Raw genomic sequence first — 415 nt, 5'->3', positions numbered from 1 at the left:
ACGTCCAATGAGTTCGCGACGTCCATCGGTGTTTGCGGCGAAGGCTGTTATGGCCGCGGCGCTTACGATCCGGCCGCCCTGGCGCACCTTGAGATACGTTGCATTCAGCCGGACGCAGGGCCATTCGCCGCAAAGAGGGCGGTTCAGAAACTCGCCGGCACGCCCGTCGATGTCCTTGCACAGCTTCGATGCCGTGCTCTTGGAGTTGCCCTGCAGCCCCATCGCCTGGGCCGGCTCGTCGACCCTGCGCGTGGACACCCCGCCGATCCAGGCCTCCTGGACCACCGCGGCCAAGGCCTTCTGCGAGGTCTTGCGCGGCTCCAGGAAGCCGGGGAAACAGCTGCCCTGCCGAAGCTTTGGAACTTTCAGGTTCAGCGTGCCCAGTTGCGTATCAAATGCGCGCTCCCGGCAGCCG

General features: G+C 65.5%; 1 protein-coding gene. It reads right to left on the bottom strand.

Annotated features, from left to right (window positions below):
* Nucleotides 1-415 (bottom strand): transposase (locus tag L1069_RS24010; RefSeq protein ID WP_237457313.1); only part of this gene is annotated, 415 nt, incomplete at both ends.

This window comes from Leisingera sp. MMG026 (assembly GCF_021654205.1).
In the GTDB taxonomy this organism is placed as follows: Bacteria; Pseudomonadota; Alphaproteobacteria; order Rhodobacterales; family Rhodobacteraceae; genus Leisingera.
Note: the sequence above shows the minus strand (reverse complement) of the source record. Positions and strands in the feature narration are given on the sequence as shown.